The 17,808-nt window shown below is 72.3% G+C and carries 18 protein-coding genes and 2 pseudogenes; 8 read left to right on the top strand and 12 right to left on the bottom strand.

Going from position 1 to position 17,808, the window contains the following annotated elements; genetic code table 11:
- The 3 genes and pseudogenes from B2P18_RS17775 to B2P18_RS17765 all read left to right on the top strand — a co-directional run.
- Positions 1 to 192 (top strand): annotated as a pseudogene (locus B2P18_RS17775) (hypothetical protein); the annotation flags it as partial.
- Positions 193 to 214: 22 nt separating this feature from the next.
- The gene (locus B2P18_RS17770; RefSeq protein ID WP_029212932.1) at positions 215 to 763 is read left to right on the top strand and encodes a YciI family protein; all 549 of its coding nucleotides are present in this window, start codon (positions 215 to 217) and stop codon (positions 761 to 763) included.
- A 42-nt stretch (positions 764 to 805) separates the two neighbouring features.
- Positions 806 to 1,318 carry a DinB family protein gene (locus tag B2P18_RS17765; protein WP_286961792.1) on the top strand — a complete coding sequence of 171 codons (513 nt, stop codon included), beginning with the start codon at positions 806 to 808 and terminating at the stop codon, positions 1,316 to 1,318.
- A 14-nt stretch (positions 1,319 to 1,332) separates the two neighbouring features.
- On the opposite strand, the gene B2P18_RS17760 is transcribed toward B2P18_RS17765, so the two are convergent.
- Together B2P18_RS17760 and B2P18_RS17755 are read right to left on the bottom strand one after the other, a co-directional pair.
- Positions 1,333 to 1,968, bottom strand: coding sequence for an NAD(P)-dependent oxidoreductase (locus tag B2P18_RS17760; protein WP_286961790.1), 636 nt, complete (start codon positions 1,966 to 1,968; stop codon positions 1,333 to 1,335).
- Positions 1,965 to 2,879 carry an EamA family transporter gene (locus tag B2P18_RS17755; protein WP_019287352.1) on the bottom strand — a complete coding sequence of 305 codons (915 nt, stop codon included), beginning with the start codon at positions 2,877 to 2,879 and terminating at the stop codon, positions 1,965 to 1,967. Before B2P18_RS17755 ends, B2P18_RS17760 begins: the two co-directional genes overlap by 4 nt.
- A gap of 79 nt (positions 2,880 to 2,958) precedes the next feature.
- Here B2P18_RS17755 and B2P18_RS17750 point away from each other — a divergent pair, with 79 nt between their 5' ends.
- A complete protein-coding gene (locus B2P18_RS17750; RefSeq protein WP_286961789.1) occupies positions 2,959 to 3,825 on the top strand; it encodes a LysR substrate-binding domain-containing protein in 867 nt (288 codons plus the stop codon).
- Between the two features lie 514 nt (positions 3,826 to 4,339).
- Here B2P18_RS17750 and B2P18_RS17745 read toward each other — a convergent pair.
- Together B2P18_RS17745 and B2P18_RS17740 are read right to left on the bottom strand one after the other, a co-directional pair.
- Positions 4,340 to 4,789, bottom strand: a complete 450-nt coding sequence (locus B2P18_RS17745; RefSeq protein ID WP_286961788.1) for an NUDIX hydrolase — start codon at positions 4,787 to 4,789, stop codon at positions 4,340 to 4,342.
- A gap of 349 nt (positions 4,790 to 5,138) precedes the next feature.
- Positions 5,139 to 6,092 carry a LysR family transcriptional regulator gene (locus B2P18_RS17740; protein WP_286961787.1) on the bottom strand — a complete coding sequence of 318 codons (954 nt, stop codon included), beginning with the start codon at positions 6,090 to 6,092 and terminating at the stop codon, positions 5,139 to 5,141.
- On the opposite strand from B2P18_RS17740, the pseudogene B2P18_RS17735 reads away from it, so the two are divergent.
- Positions 6,091 to 7,497, top strand: a pseudogene (locus tag B2P18_RS17735) (MFS transporter); the annotation flags it as partial. The gene B2P18_RS17740 and the pseudogene B2P18_RS17735 sit on opposite strands and share 2 nt — an antisense overlap.
- A gap of 71 nt (positions 7,498 to 7,568) precedes the next feature.
- Here B2P18_RS17735 and B2P18_RS17730 read toward each other — a convergent pair.
- Genes B2P18_RS17730 through B2P18_RS17715 form a run of 4 tightly spaced genes read right to left on the bottom strand, consistent with a single transcriptional unit; the run spans position 7,569 to position 10,117 of the window.
- Positions 7,569 to 8,048, bottom strand: coding sequence for a putative immunity protein (locus B2P18_RS17730; RefSeq protein WP_286958888.1), 480 nt, complete (start codon positions 8,046 to 8,048; stop codon positions 7,569 to 7,571).
- A 26-nt stretch (positions 8,049 to 8,074) separates the two neighbouring features.
- On the bottom strand, positions 8,075 to 8,641 hold the full coding sequence (locus B2P18_RS17725) for a putative immunity protein (protein WP_286958887.1): 567 nt from the start codon (positions 8,639 to 8,641) through the stop codon (positions 8,075 to 8,077).
- A complete protein-coding gene (locus B2P18_RS17720) occupies positions 8,638 to 9,459 on the bottom strand; it encodes a PhzF family phenazine biosynthesis protein (protein ID WP_286961786.1) in 822 nt (273 codons plus the stop codon). Before B2P18_RS17720 ends, B2P18_RS17725 begins: the two co-directional genes overlap by 4 nt.
- Before the next feature lie 4 nt (positions 9,460 to 9,463).
- A complete protein-coding gene (locus B2P18_RS17715) occupies positions 9,464 to 10,117 on the bottom strand; it encodes a TetR/AcrR family transcriptional regulator (protein ID WP_019287362.1) in 654 nt (217 codons plus the stop codon).
- 38 nt (positions 10,118 to 10,155) lie between these two features.
- On the opposite strand from B2P18_RS17715, the gene B2P18_RS17710 reads away from it, so the two are divergent.
- Complete coding sequence (locus tag B2P18_RS17710) at positions 10,156 to 10,767, top strand: nitroreductase/quinone reductase family protein (protein ID WP_286961785.1); 612 nt, start codon at positions 10,156 to 10,158, stop codon at positions 10,765 to 10,767.
- Between the two features lie 32 nt (positions 10,768 to 10,799).
- Entirely contained in the window at positions 10,800 to 11,060 is a 261-nt protein-coding gene (locus B2P18_RS17705; RefSeq protein ID WP_286958882.1) for a hypothetical protein, read from the top strand.
- Positions 11,061 to 11,264: 204 nt separating this feature from the next.
- On the opposite strand, the gene B2P18_RS17700 is transcribed toward B2P18_RS17705, so the two are convergent.
- The 3 genes from B2P18_RS17700 to B2P18_RS17690 form a co-directional block, all read right to left on the bottom strand.
- Positions 11,265 to 11,606 carry a DUF2200 domain-containing protein gene (locus tag B2P18_RS17700; protein ID WP_029212921.1) on the bottom strand — a complete coding sequence of 114 codons (342 nt, stop codon included), beginning with the start codon at positions 11,604 to 11,606 and terminating at the stop codon, positions 11,265 to 11,267.
- Positions 11,607 to 11,753: 147 nt separating this feature from the next.
- A complete protein-coding gene (locus B2P18_RS17695; protein WP_286961784.1) occupies positions 11,754 to 12,365 on the bottom strand; it encodes a maleylpyruvate isomerase family mycothiol-dependent enzyme in 612 nt (203 codons plus the stop codon).
- Between the two features lie 74 nt (positions 12,366 to 12,439).
- On the bottom strand, positions 12,440 to 13,666 hold the full coding sequence (locus B2P18_RS17690; protein ID WP_286961783.1) for a multidrug effflux MFS transporter: 1,227 nt from the start codon (positions 13,664 to 13,666) through the stop codon (positions 12,440 to 12,442).
- Positions 13,667 to 14,138: 472 nt separating this feature from the next.
- On the opposite strand from B2P18_RS17690, the gene B2P18_RS17685 reads away from it, so the two are divergent.
- Positions 14,139 to 15,764: an HNH endonuclease signature motif containing protein gene (locus tag B2P18_RS17685; protein ID WP_286961781.1), complete on the top strand. Its 1,626-nt coding sequence runs from the start codon at positions 14,139 to 14,141 to the stop codon at positions 15,762 to 15,764.
- A gap of 298 nt (positions 15,765 to 16,062) precedes the next feature.
- Here B2P18_RS17685 and B2P18_RS17680 read toward each other — a convergent pair whose 3' ends face one another.
- Entirely contained in the window at positions 16,063 to 17,622 is a 1,560-nt protein-coding gene (locus B2P18_RS17680; protein ID WP_286961779.1) for a hypothetical protein, read from the bottom strand.
- Positions 17,623 to 17,808: the final 186 nt, after the last annotated feature.

Genomic DNA, 17,808 nt, shown 5'->3' with positions numbered 1-17,808 from the left:
ACTGAACCCGGGGCGGTTCAGTGGGGCCAGATCGGTCAGTACCTCCCCGTCGGCGCGGCGGCGACGGCGGTACGGTCTGCGGCGTACTTCGACGGTGCGGGGGCGACCCGCGCGTGGGTCGTGCTCGCGGCCTGGATCGTGGTCGGCGTCCTGCTCGCCCTGATCCCGCGCCGCCGTCCCACTGCCGCTTGACCTCAGGGGCAGGCTGGGACGCATGGACTTCTTCTGCTTCCATCGCGACCGGGTCGGCGCCGAGCAGCTTCGCGTGAGCATGGTCGAGGAGCACTGGTCCTACATGGACCGGTTCGACGGCCGCTTCGTCGCCCGCGGTCCGACCTTCGACCAGGAGGGCACGTTGAGCGGCAGCGTGCACATCGTGGACCTCCCCGATGCCGCCGCGGCGTGGGCCTTCGCCTTCGAGGAGCCCGGCTACCAGGCGGGCGCCTCTCGCGACGTGCTGGTGAGGCGCTGGCACAACGTGCTCGGGCGGACGATGCGGTCGTATGTCGGTGACCACCGCAGCGAGAACCTCTACCTGGTGCTGGGATTCGCGCGAGCGCCGCGTCCCGTCAGCGAGCTCGCCGCTCCTGGTGGCGATCTCGTGGCCTACGGGCCGCTGCTCTCCGACGACGGTCGCCAGGAGCTCGGCGTGGTGGCGCTGCTGGCGGCCAAGGACCGGGCCGAGGCCCGCGGGGTGCTGGGTGGCGGTGTCCACGTCGGGATCGAGGTGCACGGCTGGGCGTTCGGCGGTCGACGGGGCTAGCAGGCCCTGTGCGGTGCCGGCGGATCCGCGTACGGTGGCGTCATGCCCGACGCCGCGCGTCCCGATCTGCCGCCGTCGTTCGGCGTCGGCCAGGCCGATCAGCGGACCATGCTGACGACCTTCCTCGACGAGCACCGGGCGGCCGCCACGGCGGTGCTCGACGGTCTGACCGACGAGGAGGCACGGCGATCGCTGGTCCCCTCGCCGACCACCGTCCTCGGGCTGGTCAAGCACCTCACGCTCGTGGAGACGATCTGGTTCACCGAGCTGCTCCTGGGGTCCACGCGCGCCGAGCTCGGCCTCCCCGCCACACCGGCCGAGAGCTTCCTGCTGCAGGACCGGGACTCGGTGGAGTCGGTCCGACACGCCCACGCGGAGGCGTGCGCCCGCTCCCGGCAAGCGATCTCAAGGCGCGCGCTGGACGAGGTCATCACGGGTCACCGGTTCGGGCCGATGACCCTGGGTTGGATCCTGACGCACTGCATCCGCGAGACCGCGCAGCACGTCGGTCACGCGGAGATCCTCCGCGAGCAGATCCTCGCAGCACGACACTGAACGAGTGGTCCAGACTAGGCGGACGCGACCGTGAAGTGCTTTTCGCCGCGCGGGTTCTCGAGCTCGTCAAGGACGGCGATGGCAAGGTCCGGTGCAGTGATGCGTGACCTGCCGTGCGCATCCTGCAGCAGGGTCGTCGTTCCGCGCTGGTACGCGCCGCTGCGGTCGCCTCGCTCGAAGACGGCCGGTGGGCTGAGATAGGCCCACCCGTCATACGGGTGCTGCCGACAGCTCTCGAGCTGGTCAAGGCTGGCCTGCGCGACGTCCCGCCATTCCGGCGGAACGTATGCCGGATCGTCGATGACCCGGGTGTGGGCCGCCCTGGGTGACCACAACGGGGCTGACCCGCCGACCACGAGGACCGAAGTGGCCGCCCGAGATGCGGCGTCCAGGAACCGGGCAGTAGCCGGTGCGAGTCGATGTTCGTCGCCCGGTGGGAACCGGATCGCCAGCACGGCCGCGTCGACACCGTGCAGCACTGGTATGAGCGCCGAGTTGTCAGCGACGTCGAGAGGCAGCACTGCGTGGGAGCGCAGCGCCCCGGACGGCGCTCGGCGGGCCACGGCCACGACGTCGTGCGCCCGCGACGACGCCTCGTCGACGATGGCGGAGCCGGCCATGCCGGTGGCACCGAAGACGGCGATTCTCATGACATGTCCTTTCGTGGTGCGGGAGAGGGAAGCTGGCCGAGCACGAGAGCGGTGAGAGCGACGGCGAAGCCGATGAGCTGGGTCGGGGTCAGGGACTCTCCGCCGACCACAGCGCCCAGCAGAGCGGCCACGAGGGGCGACAGGAGCCCCAGGAGGGCGGTGGGTGTGACAGGCAGGTGCCGGATGCCGGCGAACCAGATGCTGTAGCTCAGCAGCGCGCCCACGATCCCGAGCCAGGCGTACCCGGCCAGGGCAGGCGCGTCGATGTCTGGTGGGACGCCGTCGATGAGTAGGGCAGGCAGGAGCAGCAGGATGCCGGCGGCGGTGAGCTGCCACCCGGCGAGCCCCAGGGCCGAGACATCGTCCGGGCGTCCCCACTTCTTCGTCAGGACGACGCCGGTCGCCATCGACGCTGCTCCACCCATGCCCGCGAAGACGCCGATCGGGTCCAGCGAGGCGGCTGGTCCGAGGACGACGAGGCTGACGCCGATCATCCCGACCAGACCCCACCCAACGCGCCGAGCCGACAGGACCTCGTGCAGGAACACCACGGCGAGCAGCGCAACGACGATCGGCTGGATCGCTCCGAGCGTGGCCGCGACACCACCAGGCAGGCGCTGGGCTGTGACGAACAGCAAAGGGAAGAACGCCGCCATGTTCAGTCCGCCGAGCACAAAGCTCTTCCACCACCACGACCCACGGGGCAGGTGGCGCGCCAGTGCGAGGGCGACGAGTCCCGGAGGGAGGGTGCGCACGAGCCCGGCGAACAACGGGTGTCCCGCGGGTAGCAGGTGGGTCGTGACGATGTATGTCGTGCCCCACACCGCAGGCGCGAGGGCGGTCAGCGCGATCCAACCGACGTTGACGGGCGCGGCACGGGTGGGTGTGGCGGATCGGGTCGTCGTGGGCATGTCCCCAGCGTGCGGGTCTGCCCATCCATGAGTCCAACACATGGTTGTCATGCCAGTGATGAGCAGGGATGATGGATGGATGGAGCTGCAGCAGATGCGGTATGTCGTGGCCGTCGCCGAGGAGCGCAGCTTCACACGCGCCGCCGAGAGGTGCTTCGTCGTGCAGTCGGCCCTCAGCCACCAGGTCAAGGCGCTCGAGCAAGAGCTCGGCGTGAGCCTGTTCGCGCGGACCTCGCGCAGGGTCGAGGTCACTGCAGCGGGGGAGGCTTTCATCGTCGCTGCCCGGGCGAGCCTGCGTGCCGCCGACCGCGCGGTCGTGGACGCCGCGGCGGCAGACGGGCAGGTCCGCGGCGCCCTGACGATCGGGGTCATCCCCACGGTCGCGGCGGTCGACATACCTGCGGTGCTGGCCGCGTTTAATGCCATCCACCCGGCCGTGAGGATCCGTCTGCATGCCGGGGGCAGCGACGACTTCGTCACCGAGATCGCCGCCGGACGGCTGGACGTCGCCTTCCTCGGGCTGCCCGATGCTGTGAGGCACGACGGGGTGGTCACGCGTGAGCTGTCCCGCGAGCGGCTGGTCGCCGTCCTGCCAGGCTCGCACCGACTGGCGGGCCGCCGACGTCTGCGGCTTCGCGACCTTGTCGATGACCCGTTCGTGGACTTCCCGTCAGGCACGGGAGGTCGGGCCCAGTCCGACCTCGCCATTCGAGCAGCCGGCCTCCAGCGCGAGGTCGCCTTCGAGGCCATGGCGATCGACCTCATGTGCGGGCTGGTCGAGCGGGGCCTGGCTGTCGCCCTCCTGTCGGCCGCCGTCGTCCCCGTCGGCATCGACGTGGTCACCGTCCCCGTGACCGACGGACCGACCCGCGTCGAGTACCTCGCCTGGAGTGGCTTCAACCCCACGCCGGCGGCTCGGGCCTTCGTGAGAATCGTGAGCGGATGACTCGGATAGCGACAGCGCGCCGCATCGGCCCTCCTCAGGTCACGTCGCTCTTCCTCCGCACCGGCACCTGGTCGTACGTCGACAAACAGGGTGGTGAGATCTCACCGCTTCGAAGGGGTGGCGATCGCGTAGCCGTGCGCGGTGGCTCTCACCGACGAGCGTGACCGCGGCGTCCGCCCCAACCGTCGCGAGCTGACGGCGGCTGCGCCCGGGCCGGACGGGTCGCCCTGCGGGCAGGTGGGCGGAGAGGCCACAGCGGGCTCAGGATCGGGAACTCGCATGCACAACGACCCATTGCCGCAGGTGGCGGCCATGGATGGGGGCGTTGTGCATGTGAGTTGCGCCGTGGTCCACGAGCAGACGAGGTGCACGGCCGGGATCGGGGCTGCTTTGGGTGGTTATGACCACCAGGAGTGACCCCGATGTCGCGAGAGGCCGTGAAGGGAAGGGATCCTCGCGGCGGGGATCTGCGCGGGTTGCTCAGCTGGAGCGCTCACGCCGGTCTGGTCGAGGCTCACTGGTCGACGAGCAGCCCGAGCAGGAGGGGCAGCAGGGCTGGGTGGGCCAGGGACAGGTCCGACAGCTCGGAGGCCGTGAACCACCCCAGGGCGTCGTGCTCGTCGGGCGCCAGGTTGGCCGGTTCGCCCGACCAGCCGGTCACCAGGAAGGCGTGCATGTCGAGCGTCGGGTCGTCGATCGTGATCCTCACCGGCGCCGGGTCGTGGATGGTGATGCCGAGCTCCTCCAGACATTCGCGCACCACCGCCTCGGCCGGGGTCTCACCATGCTCGATATGGCCGCCGACGAGATCCCAGCAGTCGGGGTACCAGCGGCGCTGGGGGTGCCGGTGACCGAGCAGGACGCTGCCGTCGCGGGACCAGGGCGGCAGCGGCGATCCGGTCAGGCGCGTGGGACATGTGGCCAGGCTACCCAGGGCCCGGAACTCGCCTGCACAACGACTCATTGCCGCGGGTGGTGGCCGCAGATGGGGGCGTTGTGCGTGCGAGTTGCGGGGGACCCGCTGACCGGACGAGCGTCACGCCCGTGATTGGGGCTGCTTTTGGTGGCTATCACCACCCGGAGTGGCCCCGATGTCGCGAGATGCGGTCAGGGAACCGTCGAGAGGCGACTGACGGGGGGCAATCCGCCCGGGCAACCCGCTCTGGCCGGGGTGCTGGACTTCGGCGACCTGTTCGCGGGCGACCCGGCCTGTGACCTGGCGGGCAAGCCGACCTGGGAGCCCGCCGGCTACGCCGCGCTGGACCGGTCCGTCCGCCACCCCTGACGGCGATGGAGCAGGGCGGGCGGATCCGTCATACCTGCGTGCCTGCCTCGATCCGCACCGGGTGCAGGTCGAGCGTGGGGTCCTCCATGGCGTCGGCCGCTCGCCGGACGACGTCGCGGAGCCAGGTGTTGCCGGGGTCCGCGGACTGCAGGGGATGCCAGAACATGCCCTCCACCAGCGGGATCTCGAGCTCGTCTGCGACGGCGATCGCCACGAGCCGGCCGTCGCGCACGGCCCGGGCGGCGAGCCGACGGGGCACCAGCGCCACGAGGTCGGTGCCCTCGACGATGGACGGCAGCGCCTGGAACCCCGAGATCCGCGCCGCCACGCGAGGAGCCTGGTCGACCTCGGCGAAGAAGCGCATCGGCGGGGGGATGATGCTGCCGCCGAACTCGCCGATGGCCTGGGGCGCCGCGGCGACGTCGGCGACGGTGAGCCGGTCGGCCGCCAGCAGCGGGTGCGCGGGGTCGAGCAGCACCACGAAGTCGTCGCGGAACAGCGCGCGGCTGTCCCCCGGCAGCGCGAAGCCCATCGGGCCGATGACGAGATCGACCTGGTTGAAGACGTGCGGCGTGCTGATGGGGCGCGAGGTCGGCACCACGTCGACGCGGATCCCGGGGGCCTCCTGCGTCATCCGGGCTCGCAGGTGGCGCAGCAGCACGGACGCCACGTAGTCCGACGCCGCGATGACGAACGTCCGGTCGCTCGTGGAGGGGGCGAAGCCCGCGTGCAGCTGCAGCGCCTCCTGGACGTCGGCCATGGCCCGGTCCACCCGCGGGGCCAGCGCCTCCGCGAACTGCGTCAGCTCGTAGCCGCGGCCGGCGCGCACGAGCAGCTCGTCGTTGAAGTGGCGCCGCAGCCGGCCGAGCGACGCGCTCATCGACGACTGGCTCAGATGCATCCTCTCGGCGGCCCGCGACACGTTGCGCAGCTCGAGCAGCGCCTGCAGCGAGGGCAGCAGGTTGAGGTCGACATCCTTCATGTGGGCATTGTCCGCCGGGGGCCGTCCTCCGCGCCGGGGGTCGGCGGAAGTCCACCCTTCGGCTGGTATCGACCGCCGCGATACCAGGGCCAGCCGGGTCGCGCTTCCGCCCCGTCGGGTTCCCCGCCAGGGTTGCCCCACTCGTCGCCTGAGCAATGGAGCCAGCATGTCCGCACCGCCCGCCACCCCCAGCCCCGCCGTCGTGGTCAACCCACGCACCGGCCGGCCCGCCGGGCCCCTCGAGGGTGCCATCCTCCTGGCCTGTGCCTGCATGTCCGTGCTCGCGGCCGTGCTCATGGCGCCCAACCTGCCCCGCATCCAGGAGGCCTTCGCCGGCACCCCGGGCGTCGAGGCGCTCGCCCCCATGGTCGTCACCGTCCCCGCGCTCATGGTCGGGCTCACCGCGCTGATCGCCGGCCGGGTCGTCGACCGGGTCGGCCGCAAGCGCCTCCTCGTCGGCGCCCTGGTGCTGTATGCCGTCGCCGGCACCGCCCCGCTGTGGCTGCCCACGCTGCCTCTCATCGTCGCCAGCCGGGTCCTCGTCGGCCTGTGCGAGGCCGTGATCATGACCGCGTGCACGACGCTGCTCGCCGACTACTTCCACGGCGCGCAGCGCGTGCGCTACTTCGGCTATCAGGTGATGACGACGACGATCGCCGCCACCGTGCTCTTCGGGCTGGGTGGCGCGCTGGGCGCCTCCAGCTGGCGGGTCCCGTTCGGGCTATATGCCGTGGGCCTGGTCCTGGCCGTGCTCTGCGCGGTGTTCCTGTTCAACACCACCCACGTGCCGGAGGGCGACGAGGTGCTCCCGCCGGTGCGGTGGAGCCTGCTCCTGGCGCCGGTCGCGGTGAGCTTCCTCGGCGGGCTGGTCTTCTACGTGCTGATCGTGCAGCTGTCCTATCGCCTCGTCGAGGTCGGCGTGACGTCGCCGCCGATGATCGGGCTGGTCAGCGCCATCGCGTCGGTCGGGACGGCGGCCGGGTCGTTCACCTTCACCCGCATCGCTGGTCGCGGGCACGCCTTCACGGTGCCCCTGGCCTTCGTCCTGTCCGGGCTGGGTCTGCTGGGCATGGGGCTGGCGCCGTCGGTGGCGCTGCTCGTGCCCGCGGCCGTGGTCACGGGCTTCGGCAACGGCCTGCTCCTGCCCAGCCTTCTGACCTGGACGCTCACCCCGCTCACCCACGGGCAGCACGGGCGGGGCACGGGCCTGTGGACCTCGGCGAGCTTCCTCGGCAACTTCGTCTGCCCGATCCTCGTCCTCGTCCTGGCGGGGGCCTTCGGCGGACTCGGGGTCGCCATCGTCGCGGTGGGCGTGCTCTCCCTGGTGGTCGGCGTGGCTGTCCGTTTGGGCCGTGGGTCGCGCCGGCCGCACCGCGGTCGAGGCGGCCGAGGCGCCTGGCGTCGCCCACTGAGGCAGGCGGGGCGGCATACGGTCGGGCGCCTGGGCAGCTCAGCCGGGCCTCTCGGTCCGGCGGCTCAGCCCGAGAACACCGACCAGCAGATCTCGTCGCGGCGGGCCTGGTCGTCGAGGACGAGCTGCCGCACCTGTGGCGGGAGCTGGTCACGCTGCCAGTCCCGCTCGGCGCGCGCGGCGTCCGGGTCGTGCGGCTCCGCGGCGCGAATCGCCTTGATGGCGTAGGCCGCCGCCCCCAGGTCGTGCTCGGCGACGTGACCGACGCAGGCGGCCTGACCGGCGGCATACGCGGCGAAGCGGGCTGCGCCGGTGAGCGGGCGGGCGGCCCCCATGGCGTGGCCTCCGACGGCGCGGGCCTGCATCATCGGCACCTCGCCGCGAGCCCATCGCCGCGCCGCCTCGATGGCCTCACGCGGTCGCCGGTCGTCGGGCCGTTCGTGCTCGAACAGGGGCAGGACGCGCTCGGCGCAGGTCGCCGCCCACAGGGCGAGGAGCTGGTGGTCCTCGTCGGTGAGGGTGCCGCCGCGGCGCGTCGTCACCATGCTCGGGTCGCGAACTCGGGGGAGGATCAAGGGCTCTCACCGTCCTCAACGTGTTCGCGCAGCGCGGCGTCCAGCTCGTGCACGACCCGCGCGGCGGGGCTGCTCCCCTCACCAGTCCGGGGATAACGACGCAGCACCGCGACGAGCAGGGGAGTGGCGGACCGCACGACCGACTCGACGGTGACGGGTTCGCCGCCGACGTCGCAGGCCGTGCCCCCACGCTGCTGGAACGCGCAGATGGCGTGGGCCGGGGCTCGCAGGATGTGCCCCACCTGGGCGGCGTCGGCGAGGGGGTGGAGGTAGGCAGAGGCGGCGGCATCGCCCGCGGCCATCGCCGCGTGCGCTGCGGACGCCGATCCGGCGCTTTTGGCGGAGCGGTGGGCGGCCGGGCCGGTCACTCGTTGCGCCCTGGAGCGAGGAGCGCCGTTCGCGAACTCCCATGCTGCGTCGAGCGCCTCGCGCGGACGCGGGTCGTGCGGCCGGTCTGCCTCGTGGATCGGCAAGGCCCGCTCGGCTGCCGTCGCCGCGAACCTGGTCACCTCTCGCAGCTCGGCCGTCGTGAGCTCGAAGTCCGGTGTGCGAGAGGACGTCACATCGCCAGCCGGCCGTCGACGACGACGATCGTGTCGCCGCCGATCCAGATGTCCTCGCCGTCGTCGTGCACGTGCACCCGTCCGCGGCGACCGATCTGGCTGCCCTGTGCGACGACATACGACTCCGGCACCTCCCCGCGCTCGCGGAGCCACTGCGCGAGCGCGCCGTTGAGGCTGCCGGTGACCGGGTCCTCGTATGTCGGCCCGAAACCCCTCACCTCGTAGGCGCACTCGCCTCCAGGGGCCTCGAGTCCGACGACCCCGATGTGCAGCCCGCCGCGATCCGCGGAGGGGCGCAGGGCGCGGACCGCGTCGGCGTCGCGCAGCTGGACCAGCCGCCACTCGGGTCCGTTGACGCCCCAGGCGTGGGCGACGATCTCGGCCGGGTCGATCGCGAGCATCGTTGCCATCCGTGCCACGTCGTCGTCGGGCAGCGGCCCCGTGCGCGTCCGCGGCGGCGTCGCGAAGGCGAGCCGGTCCTCCTCCAGCTGCACCGGCACCAGCCCCGCCGCACACTCCTGGATCAGTCGACCTGGCGTCCTGGGGACGCCGCCGAGCTCCAGCCAGGCGCGGGCCGAGCCGATCGTCGGGTGCCCGGCAAAGGGGTACTCCTGCCGGGGGGTGAAGATCCGGATGCGGTAGTCGGCCTCCGGATCCGTCGGTGCCAGCAGGTAGGTCGTCTCCGAGAAGTTCGTCCACGCAGCGAGGCGCTGCATCTGCTCGGTGGTGAGCTCGTCCGCGTCGGCGACCACGGCGAGCGGGTTGCCGGTGAGCCGGCCGGAGCTGAACACGTCGACCTCGAGGAACCGTCGCATCATGCGGTCATTGTCCTCCGGGAGCGTCGCCACGTCCTGTCCGGCCGGTCTCGTCGCCGAGCGGCGCGGGGGTCGGCCCGCTGACCGGCCCGCTGACCAGGCCGCTCACCAGCTCGTCGACGCAGGCGTTCAGCTCACGGCGGCTCAGCGTCCCGGGTGCGCTGATCGCGTGCAGGGCCAGGCCGTCGGTCGTCGCGAGGGCGACCCGTGCCCTGGTCTGGTCGTGGGCGTTCGTCGTGGTCGCGCCGCGGTCCTGGGCGAAGCATCGCGCGAGTGCGGCCAGGACGTCCCGCAGCACCTCCTCCTGCACGGCGGCCAGGCCGGGGTGGACGGCAGCCGCCGCGGAGAAGGCCATGACCACCCGTGCCTCGACGAGCCGCTCGTCATCGAGGGGGAGCAGCTGGTGCAGCGTGGCGACGAGGCGCGAGACGGGGTCCTGCTCCTGGGTCGCCAGCGCTCGCTGCGAGACCCGACCCACCACCCGCCGGAAGGCCTGCTCGAGCATCGCCTCCTTGGACGGGAAGTGGTACTGCACGGTCCCGATCGACACGTCGCCGCGCTGGGCGACGGCGCGGACGCTGAGGGCCTCGAGGCCACCCTCGGCGACGAGCTCGACCATCACCTCGGCCAGCCGTTCGGTCCTGGTTGACGCCCTCTCCACGCCCCGTATCATACGGTTGTATGAATCCATACGGTCGTATGACGCGGGCCATCCTGAGCGGAACGATCATCGTCATCGCCCTGACCTGGGCGATCTATGCCGTGGACCGTCGCGCCTGGCCGGGCGTGGCCTTGCCCGTCGGCGTCACCCTCCTCGGCGTGGTCAACGTCGTCCTGACCCTCCTGCGCCCCGGCCTCAAGGTCGCGGCCGTGCGACGGCTGCAGCGCTGGGTCGTCAACCCGCTGGTGCGGGGCCTGCTGCGGCTCGGTCTCAACCCGCTCGGCGTCACGCTCCTCGAGACCCGGGGGCGGCGGTCGGGGGAGGCGCGCGCGACCCCGGTGGGCGTCGCGCGCGACGGAGGCCGGGTGTGGCTCGTGGCCGAGCACGGTCACCGCGCCGGGTACGTCCGCAACATCGCGGCCGACCCACGCGTGCGGCTGCGGCTGAGGGAGGCGGGGCGGTGCCGCTGGGTCGACGGCATCGCCCACCTCGAGCCCACCGACGACCCCCTGGCCCGTCAGCGCTGGATGGCCGGCTGGAACCCCGTGCGATGGCTCAACGCCGCGATGGTGCGATTCCTGGGGGCCGAGCTCCTGTCGGTCCGCGTCGAGCTAGCCGGGCTCTCGGCGCCGGTCTACAGGGCAGAGTAGGAGCAGGAGTCCCGACGAGCTGAGGAGCGGACGTGTCGGAGGAGCAGAGGGTCAAGACCTACACGCGTCAGCAGGTGCTCGTGTGGAACGACAGGTGGTCCCACACGGACGTACGAATCATCGAGGAGAACCTCGACCGCCTGGGGGTCGTCAGCTATGTCTCGCCCCAGTCGGGGGGATACATCTGGTGCGTGGACGGGCAGGGTCGTCGAGTGATGAAGATCGCCGCCGGATACCTGGAGTTCAAAGACGAGTTCGCGCCGGACGAGGCGGAGAAGTGGGAGGGCGGATGATCAGGGGTGGACCTGTCGAACGCCCAGTTCAGAGGGCCTAACAGTGCTCGGCGAGACGAGTCGGCATCGATCTGCCCCGTGCACTTCGTGCAGCTGCCGAGCTCGGGACGGTGCGACGACTGCGGGTGAGTGAGCGGTCGGGCTGTCGCCGTCGCGGGCTGGTCTCACCCCTGCGCTCAACCTCGACCAGTAGCGGCGCCGGGCTCAGGCGCGCAGGACCTTGTCCATCGCCTTGCCCTTGGCCAGCTCGTCGACGAGCTTGTCGAGGTAGCGGATCTGCCGCATGAGCGGGTCCTCGACGTCCTCGACCCGGACGCCGCACACCACTCCCTTGATCAGCGACGTGCTGGGGTTGAGGCGGGCGTCGGCGAAGAAGTCCTCGAAGGTCGTGCCCGACTCCAGGTGCTGGGCCAGCTCGGCATCGTCGAACCCCGTCAGCCACCGGATGACCTGGTCGAGCTCGGCCTTGGTCCGCCCCTTCTTCTCCACCTTCGTGACGTAGTGGGGGTAGACCGACGCGACGCTGGTGGTGAAGATGCGGCTCATGGTCCCGGAGAGTATCCGTTCCCTCCACGCACCGGCGCGATCGGGTGGAGAACACCACCGCTGTCGGTGGCCTTCTCCACCCGTTGACGATGCGGTGGGGAACGGCGCCCGCTCCGACGGCTGACGCGGTTCAACAGCTGACGCGGGTCAGATCAGCGGTACCCCCGGGCCGGAGAGCGAGTCCTCACGCCAGCGGCGACCGCTCGTGACCATCAGCAGCTCGAGCGCAGGTCCGTGCACCTCTGGCCCCCGGCCCACGGCGAGGTCGGCGTCGTTCGCCACGAGGCGCACGCGGCCGGCGAGCTTCTTTGCGCCGCCGAAGGACTCGGGCGTCTTGACCTGGTAGCCGATGGCGGCGCAGACGGCTTCGGGCGGATAGCCGCGAGCGATGCCGAGTGGCTGTCGGATGTCCTCGCCGTGCGCGATCTCCTCGACGAGGCGGCTGGCCAGCGCGACGGGCGGCCCGCTCGTGCGGTCGGCGACGTGCCGCAACCGTTCGAGCGTCTGCGAGGGCGTGGCGCCACGCTCCGCGGCGATGCCGTCGGCGTTCTGCCGGTCGAAGTCGAACCTCGCCCGCACCATTGCCATCACGAGTCCGAGCGGCGTGGCCTTGGCGTTGTCGACGAGGTGCGCCGCCACGTCGTGGATGGTCCACCCCTCCGCCGCCGAATCCGTCTCCCACGCAATCGGATCCAGCGTGGCCAGGTCGTCGATCAGCGCGTGGCGCTCGGCGTGGACCAGGGCCCAGGTGTCGGTCATGGACCCAGCCTGACGCCCTCGCCCGGCGGCGACAAGGGCCCCGGCCGTATGCCGTCCGCCGCCGGCAGGCGGGGTCACCGCGAGGCGGCGGCGGGCGTCATACGGATCGGTGCGCTCGTCCCTCGGTGGGTGGCCGCAAAGATCAGGAGCGAGAGCAGGGCGCAGACGGCCATGCACAGAGCCATGGGCAGCACGGCCTCGTCGCCGCCGAGCCCCACGAGCGGGGAGACGAAGCCGCCGACGGCGAACTGCGCCGCCCCCATCAGCGCCGAGCTCGTGCCGGCGTGGTCGCGCCCGGCGTCCAGGGCGAGAGCGGACGTGTTGCCAAAGATCAGCCCCTGACCCGCGACGCACACGAAGAGCAGGACCAGCACGGGGACCAGGCTCACGCCGGTGACGGACAGGGCGAGCAGCGCCAGGGCGGACAGCGCCACCACGGCCTGGGCGCACAGGACGATCTGGGCCGAGGTGAACCTGCGCAGCAGGGCGTTGGCCAGAGCGGTCGCCAGCAGCATGCCGGCGGCGTTGACGGCGAAGGCGATGACGTACTGGGTCTCGCTGAGCCCCAGGCGATTCTGCAGGACATAGGTCGAGCCGGAGACGTAGGCGAACAGCGTGCCGAAGGAGGCGACACCGGCCAGCGCGAAGCCGAGGTATCGAGGGCGGCGGACCATCGTCGCGATCCCCGTGAAGACCTGGCGCACACCTCCCGAGTGCCGGGCCGCGGGCGGCAGCGACTCCGGGACGACGAAGAACACGGCCAGCGCCAGCACCGCCGTCGCGACCGTGATCACCGTGAAGACCAGCCGCCAGTCGCCCAGCGCCAGCACGACGCCGCCGAGGGACGGCGCGAGCACCGGCGACACCCCCGTGATCATCATCATGTAGTTCATGAAGCGGGTGGTCTCGTCGCCCTCGCTCAGGTCGGAGATCATCGAGCGCGCGATGACGACCCCGGCCGCGCCGCTGAACCCCATGACGAAGCGGCACGCGACCAGGAGCTCGACCGTCGGCGCGAGCGTGCAGCCGAGGCTGGCGAGGAAGCAGACCAGCGAACCGACGAGCAGCGGTCTCCTGCGGCCGATCTGGTCCGAGAGCGGCCCGATGACGAGCTGCCCCACCCCCAGCCCCACCATGAACGCCGACAGCGTCAGCTGGATCATCGAGGCGGGCGCCGCCAGATCGCGCGACATCTGCGGGAAGGCCGCGAGGTACATGTCGGTCGCGAGCGGCGAGAGCCCCGCCAGCGCTCCGAAGATGAGCAGCAGCGGCACGGTGACGCGTCGTCGTTCCTGGGGCACGAGGGGGTCCGTCCTGTCGAGGTCGTCCCTCCAGCGTGAGGCGGATCGGCCGGGTGGCTCGTCGTCGTCCACCGATCGGGCCGTATGCCGGAAGCCCACCGTCACGGCGTGGTCGCCGCGAGGCGGCTCGGACCCGCGGGCTCCTGCGCGCTCACGCTGGCGGTGGCGCTCAGGGTGGCGAGGGTGTCTCGTGCTGCAGGGTGAGACGGGTGTGGCGACGCGAGACGTGGCGGCGGGGTGGTTGGGGTGTGCTCGGGCTGGCGAGGGTGTCTCGTGCTGCAGGGTGAGACGGGCGCGGTGACGGGAGACGGGTTCGGCGGCGCGAGACGGCGTGGCGTGAATGTGACTGTGGGTCAACGGGGTTCGACGGGCGGGGGTGCGGTGCGGGGTCGCCCGCGTGCGGGGGGTGAAAGTCCGCGCAGCCAGGTGACTGGATCTGTTGTTCCCAACACGCGTTCGATAGAATCAGGGCATGTCCTACCTCGAGGTGAGCGCCGCGTCCCAGGCCCTGCCGGGCCTGGTCGAGGTGGTGCGCACCCTGGTGGACGGGATGGGGCACGTGCAGACCGACGACCTGGCCGAGGTCGCCGCCCACGCCGGGGCGCTGCTGACCGCGGCGCGGGGCCTGGTGCTGTCGTGCGCGGACCAGGCCACCAGCCGCGGGACCGTCCGTGAGTCGGGGTCGGCGTCGACCGCGGCGTGGTTGACCGACCACGGGGCGGGCGTGACCCGGACCGAGTCGTTCCTGATGCGTCGCGCGCTGATGGCCTGCGACACGCCGGGGCTGGCGGCGCTGCGGGCGGGGTTGCTGTCCGGGCGGGTCACCCCGACCGACGCGGTGCACGCGGCGCGGGTGCACGCCGAGCTGGTCGGGGCCACGGACCCGGTCTGGCACGAGCAGGTCGCGGCGGGGGTCGCGGACCTGGCCGCCCGGGTGGACGCGCGCGCGGAGCTGGACGGGTTCCGGTTGATGATGCTGGCCCGGTACGCCACGGTCGCCGACCAGGAGCGCGCGGCCCGGCACGAGCAGTCCCGCCGGGGGGTGAGCACGTTCTCGGCGACCGGGGACGGGTTGTGGGCCTTTCGCGGGGTGGTGGGGGACGTGGACAAGGTCCGGTTGCAGGCCGCGTTGACGGCGTTCTCCGCGCCGCAGACCTCGACGTTGCCGGACGGGACGGTGGTGCGGGACGAGCGGACCGCGGCGCAACGACGTCTGGACGCGTTGCTGACCATCGTCGGGATCGCGGCGTCCTCAGGGGTGCGGGGGCCGATGGGCGCGACCGCGCGGGCGTCGTTGGTGCTGACCCCGGACGCGTTGCTGGAGCCGTGCGAGCACCGCGCCAAGGACGCGTTCGGGCTCTGGCGCCCCACGAGCACCGGTGGCGGGGGGCCGTGCGGGTGTCCGGTCCCGGCCGCGTGCGTCGATGACCTGGGCACGATCCTGGGGCCCCGCGCCGCGCGGGAGCTGACCTGCGGCGCTGACGTGACCCCGGTCTGGCTGGACCCGGCCGGTCGGCCCTTGGATGTGGGGCGCACCACTCGCCTGGCCACCGCCCGGCAGCGTCGCGCACTGGAGGTCCGTGACGGGGGGTGCAGCTTCCCCGGCTGTGACGCGCCCGCGTCGTGGTGCCAGGCCCACCACATCGTGCACTGGGCCGACGGCGGCCCGACCGACCTGGCCAACCTGGCCCTGGTGTGCGGGCACCACCACCGGTTCATCCACGCCCACCACATCACCGGGCGAGTCACCGCCGACGGGTCCCGCGTCCAGTGGGACATCACCCACACCTGGACCGGCTGGCACCCCACCCCACCACCCGACCCCGACACCCACAGCAGCACCGGGCCCGACGCTGACGACCACGTCGCCGCCGGCGCCGGATCAGGCGCAGGCGGGAGCGCGGGCTCAGAGTCAAGTGCGGGCGCACGGTCAGGTGCAGGCGCCGGATCCGGCGCGGGCGCTCCCAGCGCAGGACGCGAACCCCCCGACGACGGACACGGCCAGCCACCGCCAGGCGGGCAACCGTCACGCCCACCCGGGCACCCGGCAGGAGACCCGCCCCCGAGACCGCCCGGCCAGCACGCCCTCACCGCCTGACCCGCCACGCAGCGACCCCCAGCCGACCCCTCCACAGACACGTCCACCCGGACAGCCCCGCCAGGCTGCCCGGGCAGACGCACGTCACCGACGGGTCAGCGGCGCCTCGGCGCGTGGTCAGGCGTCGTCGTGCGCCAGGCTGGCCGACAGGTCGCGATGGGCGTCCGCCTGCTCGAGGAGCGACTTCGCCTTGGCCTCGAACGTCTCCAGGGCGTCCGCGCCAGCGGCGAAGCGCAGCGGCGGCTCGTCCAGGGCGGCGAGGCGGACGAGGGCCGCCGCAAGCCCTGGTCAGCGCAGGTCAGCGCGCGGCGGCGACGCCGATGAGGGCCGCGGTCTGCGCGACGATCACGCGACGCCACGCGTCAAAGGTCGGGTCGCTCGGCGCGAACCGGTTGCCCTCCTCGAAGTGCTGCATGATCGGCGTGTGGATGTGCCCGGCGGGGATGTCGCGGCCCAGCCGGTCGCGGAGCAGGGTGTTGCGATAGCCGGACTCGTTCGAGAGGTAGTTGCCGCCGCCCCCGGCATACGCGCACGAACCCTCCGAGGGAGGGGTGCCCGGCTGGGAGGGCTGCATCCCGCCGTCCGGCGACGCGTTGAGGGTGACGCGCTCGGGGGAGTCGCAGCGGGGGAACTGCGTGAAGCTCGTGTTGCGGATGACCGGGAAGCCCTGGCCGGCGGTCCACGGCGCACCGGGCGGAGGCGTCAGGTTGGTGCCGGTGCCGCCCTCGATCATGCGCTGGATGGGCAGCGACGACGTCGTCCACTGCGGCGGGTCGAACAGGTCGAAGACGCGGGGGTTGCCCCAGCGCGTCGGCGGCTGGGTGTTGCAGCCGGGGTTGTTGATCGCGAGCTGCGGGACGCCGTTGATGGGGCGGCAGGGCCAGCTGCCGTCGTTGCCGGCGGAGACGCCGTGGTAGCGGCCGTTCCACACCTCGAGGTCGAAGCGGCCCTCGCGGCCCTGGCTGATGGTGAACGACGAGGTCAGGGCGCGGGGCCCGGGCTTCATGTGCGGGCCGACGGTGTCCTCGATCCAGCCGGACTCGAACTCCGTGTAGTTGACCGGCAGGACATAGGCGTGGACGACCTGACGCCGTCCGTCCTTGCCGACGCGGGTGGTGCCGTCGATGGCGAGCGCCGTTGCGCCTGATGGGTTCCCGTGGCGGATGTTGTTGCCGGCCGCCCCCGGGGCGTCACCGGCATCACCTCCGTCGAGGGTGTAGGGGTCGAAGCCGCTGGCGAGGACGCGCGCCACGCGCGGCCCGGCGGGGTAGGAGATGTCGGTCATGCCGCGCGAGGCCTTCTCGAAGGTCTCGATGACCTGCTCGCGCTCGGCCGCGGTGATGCCGCCGCGGGGCTTCCACTGCCGCAGCGCCGCCGTGACCTGCAGGCGTGCCCAGTAGAGGGGCCGGTCGTCGCTGCGCGGCAGGCTGCCCCGCACGGTGCCCGTGGACTGCACGCGCCTCACGGCCGCCTGCCACAGCGCGCGGCCCTCCTGCTCGGCCAGCCTCCGCGCGGCCCGGGCGTCGCGGTTGCGGCAGAGGCGGTCGACGACCTGGGGAGCCACGCGCTCGAGACCGCCACCGACGATCATGTCCTGCGCGAACGTCATACGGCTCAGGTGGGAGGGGGCAGCGGGGTCGGGCAGGCGAGCGGCGAGGCGCTTCTCCTCGACGGTGAGGGGGACGGTGCGGTCGAGGCAGCGTGCGGTCAGGACCGCGTCGGTCGTGGGCCGGGAGGCGGCGGGAGCGGCGTGGTCGACGGGGGTGGCCTGCGCGTATGGCGCCAGGGCGGTGGCGCCCAGCGCGGCCACGGACAGGGCTGCGGCGGCGCGATTCTCGAGGGTGCGGCGGTGCGACATGGGAGTCTCCTTGGCTCGGCGTCGAGTTCGCTGGATGCTTTCACCCCTGCGTGGAGTCGACAAGGCCCCTGTCGCGCTCCCGCGGCACCGGCTGGCCTAGCAATCCCCCATCGCCTGATCGTCGACCAGCTGCACGCGAGCCGACGGTGATCGTGGCGGACGCCTCGGCCATGGTGGAGGGATCAG

The sequence above is a fragment of the Arsenicicoccus sp. UBA2120 genome (genome assembly GCF_002330965.1).
Taxonomy (GTDB): Bacteria; Actinomycetota; Actinomycetes; order Actinomycetales; family Dermatophilaceae; genus Arsenicicoccus; species Arsenicicoccus bolidensis.
Note: the sequence above shows the minus strand (reverse complement) of the source record. Positions and strands in the feature narration are given on the sequence as shown.

Excerpts from the sequence above, each read along its gene's own strand:
- B2P18_RS17770 (WP_029212932.1), top strand. The coding sequence starts at position 215 with ATGGACTTCTTCTGCTTCCATCGCGACCGGGTCGGCGCCGAGCAGCTT.
- B2P18_RS17765 (WP_286961792.1), top strand. The coding sequence starts at position 806 with ATGCCCGACGCCGCGCGTCCCGATCTGCCGCCGTCGTTCGGCGTCGGC.
- B2P18_RS17760 (WP_286961790.1), bottom strand. The coding sequence starts at position 1,968 with ATGAGAATCGCCGTCTTCGGTGCCACCGGCATGGCCGGCTCCGCCATC.
- B2P18_RS17755 (WP_019287352.1), bottom strand. The coding sequence starts at position 2,879 with ATGCCCACGACGACCCGATCCGCCACACCCACCCGTGCCGCGCCCGTC.
- B2P18_RS17750 (WP_286961789.1), top strand. The coding sequence starts at position 2,959 with ATGGAGCTGCAGCAGATGCGGTATGTCGTGGCCGTCGCCGAGGAGCGC.
- B2P18_RS17745 (WP_286961788.1), bottom strand. The coding sequence starts at position 4,789 with ATGAGTCGTTGTGCAGGCGAGTTCCGGGCCCTGGGTAGCCTGGCCACA.
- B2P18_RS17740 (WP_286961787.1), bottom strand. The coding sequence starts at position 6,092 with ATGAAGGATGTCGACCTCAACCTGCTGCCCTCGCTGCAGGCGCTGCTC.
- B2P18_RS17730 (WP_286958888.1), bottom strand. The coding sequence starts at position 8,048 with ATGGTGACGACGCGCCGCGGCGGCACCCTCACCGACGAGGACCACCAG.
- B2P18_RS17720 (WP_286961786.1), bottom strand. The coding sequence starts at position 9,459 with ATGATGCGACGGTTCCTCGAGGTCGACGTGTTCAGCTCCGGCCGGCTC.
- B2P18_RS17710 (WP_286961785.1), top strand. The coding sequence starts at position 10,156 with ATGACGCGGGCCATCCTGAGCGGAACGATCATCGTCATCGCCCTGACC.
- B2P18_RS17700 (WP_029212921.1), bottom strand. The coding sequence starts at position 11,606 with ATGAGCCGCATCTTCACCACCAGCGTCGCGTCGGTCTACCCCCACTAC.
- B2P18_RS17695 (WP_286961784.1), bottom strand. The coding sequence starts at position 12,365 with ATGACCGACACCTGGGCCCTGGTCCACGCCGAGCGCCACGCGCTGATC.
- B2P18_RS17685 (WP_286961781.1), top strand. The coding sequence starts at position 14,139 with ATGTCCTACCTCGAGGTGAGCGCCGCGTCCCAGGCCCTGCCGGGCCTG.
- B2P18_RS17680 (WP_286961779.1), bottom strand. The coding sequence starts at position 17,622 with ATGTCGCACCGCCGCACCCTCGAGAATCGCGCCGCCGCAGCCCTGTCC.